Source organism: uncultured Gimesia sp. (assembly GCF_937919775.1).
Classification (GTDB): domain Bacteria; phylum Planctomycetota; class Planctomycetia; order Planctomycetales; family Planctomycetaceae; genus Gimesia.
Map to the genome: position 1 here is coordinate 1 of NZ_CALFPF010000819.1, position 6047 is coordinate 6047.

The following is a 6047-nucleotide window of genomic DNA, read 5'->3' on the forward strand; positions in this document are numbered from 1 at the left end:
TGCCATTGATAGTAGCCAGTTAAACACTTTTGCCTTTGTATCGTGTCAGGTTGGTTTGCCAAGCGCAGAACCAGCGCTACTCACACGAATATCGAGCAGGGCATTGTAAAGTGTCACTTTTGAAATTTCGAGTCAGAAACGACTAGAAATTCACTTCATTTCCAATATCGTCGTAACAGCGCGTCATTAAGTGCTCCGGCTCGACGTCTGTACGAGCGTTTATTATAATTGCGGTTTTGGCAGTCTCTTCCAGATTCGTAATGTCTTTGCGGCGTTTGTTATTCAAATAATTGGCCACATTTTCATGGACATTCAGAACAATACGCGAAATATTTTTCTTGTTGACTGTGGTCATCAGAGTCCGCATGACTTCGATGGCCATACTTTCAGCAGTTTTGACCTGGCCTGTGCCACGGCAGGATGGACAGTCCTCATACATACTTCTGCGTAGCGAGGGGCGAATTCTCTGCCGCGTCATTTCAATCAAACCGAAAGGGCTGATTCGCAGTACCTTGGTCCGGGCGCGATCCCGTTTTACAAGTTCGCGTAATCGGCGTTCTACAGAGCGGCGATGTTTTTCTTCCCGCATATCAATGAAGTCAATCACGATCACTCCCCCCAGGTCCCGGAGTCTGATCTGACGACTGATTTCTTCCGCCGCTTTCATATTCACTTTGAACGCGGTTTTTTCCGCATTGTCATCCGCACGATAATTGCCACTGTTGACGTCAATCGCGACCAGAGCTTCTGTTTGATCAATGACAATTGACCCGCCCCCTTTCATCGGGACATGCCGGTTTTGAATACTGCAGATTTCATCATCGAGATTACTGTTATAAAAAATCGGATCGTTGCCGGTGTAGTGTTTGATCCGATTGACGTGCTTGGGCAGCACGACTTTCATAAAATCTCTGGCCCTTTGATAGGCAGTGATTTCGTCGATGTAAAGCGTATCAATTTCATTATTATAGATATCACGTATCGTACGAATCATCATGTCACTCTCCGAGTAAATCTCGACGGGAGCAGGCAATTTTTTGATGCGTCCGACAATCGTTCCCCAGAGGCGGAGCAGATAGTTCAAATCCCGCTTGAGATCTTCCGCAGAACGGTCAATTCCTGCGGTCCGGACAATAAATCCGAGCCCTGCAGGAGGGGCTAAAATCGTGAGGATGGCTCGTAACTGTCGCCTGACATCTTCATCCGTAATTTTACGGCTGATTCCGACACGCTGTAGTCCGGGCATAATCACCAGGTAGCGTCCGGGGATACTGATATAGGTCGACAGGGTCGGCCCTTTGTTTCCGAGACCTTCCTTGATGACCTGCACCAAAACTTCACTGCCCCGTTTCAGGATTTCCTGGATAGGAGGTTTATTGGCAACACTGCGTTCATTGATACGGCGGCCTTTCGGGTTTTTTCCCGATGCCGCTTTGCCGTTTTTATCGTCTTTTTCGAGATGTTTGTAGTATTGGTGTTCGATATCACTGACGTGTAAAAAGCCGTTACGGCCTACACCAAAATCAACGAAAGCAGCCTGAATGCTGGGCTCGATATTGACGACTCTGCCTTTGTAGATATTTCCTACCAGGTTTTCGAGACTGTTTCGCTCTACATAAAGTTCTTCCAGAATGCCATCTTCAACGATGGCGATTCGGCTTTCCTCCGGCTGGAGGACGTTAATCAGCATTTCCTTTTTCATGGAATACCCTCTGTCGTGTTACACGACGAATGATGTATTCCCCATCAGTCGCTGGATAGACGGACTCTCTATGCAGATAAATTGCATCTTTGCCATAGTGGTGTCAGTCTGTAGTCTGCCGTATGCCTGGATCATCCAGGGGCGGGCAGGTCTCTTTGAATGTGTTGTACTTCTCCGAATGGGATGAGGACAAACACAATCAAGGAGTGTTTCCTTGATGCGACTCATGAGTCGAATCACGTCCTGTGCGATGTCTCGAAAGAATTTTGATCCGGTGGGGACTGGTTTTACTCTGATTGCATCATCAGCAGGCTCGCAGTGAATGGGTCGCAACTCTAAGAGCTGCGCGTCATTTCTGAGAAACTGATGTGAAAAACAGGTCGTCCCAACGGGCTCGGGAATCCTTCGTCGACTCTGAAAGTGCAAAATAAAAGCTGCAGCCGATCGTCTTAAGTCGGCCTGTGCCGGCTTTTGAACCAGTTGTTGTAGAGGATCAGGCAGTTTATTCATGCTGTTACTGTTGTGAAGAGACGGAAAGAAAAAAGGTCAAACTTGCTGGATACGATTTACCCGGTTTGTTTGCGAGATTTCCAATGTTCTGCTCACACGCTGTTGATTTCAGGGCCAGGAAATGATTTTACAATTCATTTCGTCTTGATTGAATTAGTTCTTACTCGATCCACTCACCGCCGAGGCAATATGGATAGCAGTTGGTTCGTGTCGTTTCAAAATAGGTTGAACCAGCTGCAAAATGTAAACGTTAAATGGGATGACTAATACAAATTTGAATCATCAGTATTAATCAGGTAATTGATGTGTACTGGCTGCTTGAGGTCAAAAAGAATGTTCTGTTGTCAACTTTTGTTACAGAGGCAGTTCTTCATCAAACAGGTCAGGACATATTTTATACAGTTCTCCTCGTAAATAACTTTCTACGTCGCGGGCGACATCGATGGTCATCGCATGTGCGGCGATTTCCTCTGCCCGAGGTATTGTCAGTTGTCTGATTACTTCTTTTACTTCCGGAATGGCCAGTGGAGTGGCACTGATCTGTCGAATTCCCAGGCCTACCAATAAAGGGATCGACTTGAGATCAGAACTCATTTGACCACAGACTGTGACCGGGATATTTTTCTTGTGAGCCGCCTCTACAACCATTTTAATGAGCCTTAAAATCGAAGGATCTGATGAGTTGTATAAAGACGATACCGCAGGATCAGAGCGATCTACGGCAAGAGTATACTGAATTAAATCATTTGTCCCAATGGAGAAAAAGTCGACTTCCTCGGCAAATTCCTCCGCCAGGAGTGCCGCAGCAGGGACTTCGACCATCATTCCAATTGGGATATTCGGATTGAATTCCACTCCGCGTTCTTCGAGGTCCTCCAGAACGTCGCCCACAATCATTTTAGCCTGACGCCATTCCAGCAGCGTGGAAATGAGGGGAAACATAATGCGGACATCACCGTGTACGGCAGCGCGGAAAATCGCCCGGAGCTGGGTTTTAAACAGAGGCAGGTCGCGCAGGCTCAGGCGGACACTCCGTAATCCCAGTGCCGGATTCATGCCTTCTTTGGCTAAATACCTGTATCCTCTGGGGATCTTGTCGGCTCCCAGATCGAGCGTCCGGATGACAATCGGCCGGTTTTTGGCTGCTTGAACCACCCGGCAGTAAGCATCGTAGTGAACTTCTTCCGTCGGTTCCGTGTTGGACTGGAGATAAAGAAATTCGGTTCGATAGAGGCCAATCCCGTCAGCGCCGCGTTCTGTACAGTGTTCGACTTCATTGGGAAACTCAATGTTACCCATGACATGAATTCGAGTTCCCTCTTTTGTTTCCGAGCGAATTTTGCGTCGGGAAGCCAGCCGGGCTGCCATCGAACGCTGGCGTTCGCCCGTGTTCTTATATTTTGCAAGTGTTTCTTCATCCGGGTCGATGATGACTTCGCCGTTATTTCCATCAACGATGACCATATCGCCGCCGGAGATGTCCGAGAGAAATTCACCCAGGCCCACCACGGCGGGAATTTCCAGTGCTCCGGCGAGAATCGCGGTATGACTGGTTCGTCCGCCGACCTCTGTCGCAAAGCCCAGCACAAATTCCTTGGCGAGGCTGGCTGTCTCACTGGGGGTCAGATTGTTGGCGAGTACAATAATCGGTGTGGTCAGATTGGAGAGTTCTTCCCGTTTCTCGCCCAGTAACTGTTTCAGGAGCCTTTTTTCGAGGTCGATAATGTCGCTGGCGCGTTCCGCCAGATAGTTATCGCCGAGGTGCTGGACCAGCTTGGTGTATCGTCGGAAAACCCGGCAGGAGGCGTGTTCCGGAGAGTAGCACTTTTCGCGAATTAAAGTTTCGATCTCTTCCCGCAGTCGGGGTGAACTGACCATCTGCAGGTGCGCTGCAAAAATGGCGCCGTACTGTTTTCCCAGTTTATCTGATGCGAGCCGTTCGTTCTCGGCGATTTCTTCGCAGACTGCGTCGAGAGACGTTTTAAGTCGTGCAATCTCTGTCTCAATTGCATTAACGCTGACGAATTGACGCGGAATGCGAAAGTCTTCCGTCCCCAGAATGAGCGCGGGGCCGAAATTAACTCCCGGAGAAACTGCAATTCCACGTTTAACAAGCATTCAATTAGAGCCTAGTATGGCGCTTTCCAACAGACAGGAGACTGGCGGGAAACCACACAGTCGATGTGTACGGGGGTTATTCAGATAGATCAGTCGACGTCTTCGAATTTTTTATATCCTGATTCAAAAAACTGAACGATTTCTTCCATGAGCTTACTGGCATCATCTCCATTTGCCTCCAGAACGAGCTCCGTATCAGGCATGGCCTTTAATTCCAGTAGGTCATAGACCTCTTTAGCACTTCCTGAATGCTCCCCGTTTGAAATTTTAAAATCGCAAGGATAGAGACGGGCAATTCTTACAATCTCTGAAATAGGGCGAAGATGAAGCCCCTGTTTCATTTTGACAGTGACAATCTGGCGGCAAACAGATTCTTGCATGGCACAATTGATAACTACTCAAGCGACCTGAAAATCAAACCGTATTTATTCAGGAATGATGACGTTTTCAGTGAGATTTCGTAATTACCCCTTTCCTCTTTGTTCAACCATCAGTGAGTCAGAGCAAAGCATATCTTCTGCTTGCCAGAATGAATGTTCGGCTTTGATATCAAATGTAAGCTGAATTCGAACCGGTTCTCCCTAACAACAACAATGCCTCGCTACTTAGTCCAACTGGTTACTGTCAGCTTCGTTAAGTAATTCAACAATATCCTCTACGCTTTTGGACTGTCGGAGGAACTTACAGAAGTTCTGGTTCCTCAGGTGGCGAGAAATGTTTTCCAATCCGCGTAAGTGATCTCCTGGACGATCCAGAGGTGAAATCAGTAAAAATAAAATGTAAACATCTTCACCGTCCAGACTGGCGAAGTCGACTCCTTGCGAAGAAAGAGCAACCGCGGCGGTCAGGTTTTCAACTGAAGAATGTTTGGTGTGAGGAACGGCAACCCCGTTTCCGATTCCGGTAGAGCCAAGCTCTTCCCGCTTTAGGATCGCGGAGACAATACCTTCCTCATCTTCTGATGATATGCTGCCTGCGTTTTTAAGGCCGGCAACCATCGTTCGAATCGCTTCTTCTTTCGTTGTTACATTCAATTCCGGAATAATGGCTTCCGAAACCACGAAGTCTGTTAACTTCATGTATTCTTCCTTCTAACTACATCTGCAAAAAAAATCAGTGTCTGCGGTCAATACGCAAGACGTGGTTGTAAATTGTGACCACTCAGGAAAACACAATCAAAACGCATGTTTCCGGTCTGATCACACTCTGTTTAACTCAGGACAATATCTTTAGTTTCGTCACATCGTAAAGAACGTTGAAGGACGATCAGAAATTACTCCGTTTCCGACTCTGCTTCGGCTTCTGCAATTCCATTTTCTGCAATTTCATTCAAGGGAAGATCACGGCGATGATCCTGAATTTTCTGTTTGTATTTTTTGATTTGTTGTTCCATCTTGCTCAATGCAGAATGAAAGTTTGGTTTAACTTCATCCCCTTCTGCGTGGGCAACAAAATTATGTTTGTGTTCTGCATCTACGAGAATTTCGACCCGATTCTGGTTTTGACCCTGATCGATCGTTACTTGAATTGCAGTTACCCTTTCAAAGTACGTCAGTAACTTCTCACACTTTTCAGCAATATAATCACGGAGACTATCTGAAACGCTACCATGACGACAAGTAATCGCAACTTGCACTGACGATTCTCCTGTTAAAAAGCACCTGGGGGAATATATACATATGTTGTTGATTCGAGTTCAGCAATAGACGATGCTAAC

The 6047-nt window shown here is 46.9% G+C and carries 5 protein-coding genes; all 5 read right to left on the reverse strand.

Features of this window, described 5'->3' with window-relative positions:
- Window positions 1-142: 142 nt before the first annotated feature.
- Window positions 143-1702 (reverse strand): Rne/Rng family ribonuclease, encoded by a 1560-nt coding sequence (locus Q0294_RS23320; RefSeq protein ID WP_299470275.1) that lies wholly within the window; start codon window positions 1700-1702, stop codon window positions 143-145.
- A gap of 864 nt (window positions 1703-2566) precedes the next feature.
- A complete protein-coding gene (ptsP, locus tag Q0294_RS23325) occupies window positions 2567-4330 on the reverse strand; it encodes a phosphoenolpyruvate--protein phosphotransferase (RefSeq protein ID WP_299470278.1) in 1764 nt (587 codons plus the stop codon).
- Between the two features lie 89 nt (window positions 4331-4419).
- Window positions 4420-4710, reverse strand: coding sequence for an HPr family phosphocarrier protein (locus tag Q0294_RS23330; RefSeq protein WP_299470280.1), 291 nt, complete (start codon window positions 4708-4710; stop codon window positions 4420-4422).
- A 225-nt stretch (window positions 4711-4935) separates the two neighbouring features.
- Window positions 4936-5409, reverse strand: a complete 474-nt coding sequence (locus tag Q0294_RS23335; protein WP_299470282.1) for a PTS sugar transporter subunit IIA — start codon at window positions 5407-5409, stop codon at window positions 4936-4938.
- A gap of 194 nt (window positions 5410-5603) precedes the next feature.
- Entirely contained in the window at window positions 5604-5966 is a 363-nt protein-coding gene (raiA, locus tag Q0294_RS23340; protein ID WP_299470284.1) for a ribosome-associated translation inhibitor RaiA, read from the reverse strand.
- Between the last annotated feature and the right edge of the window lie 81 nt (window positions 5967-6047).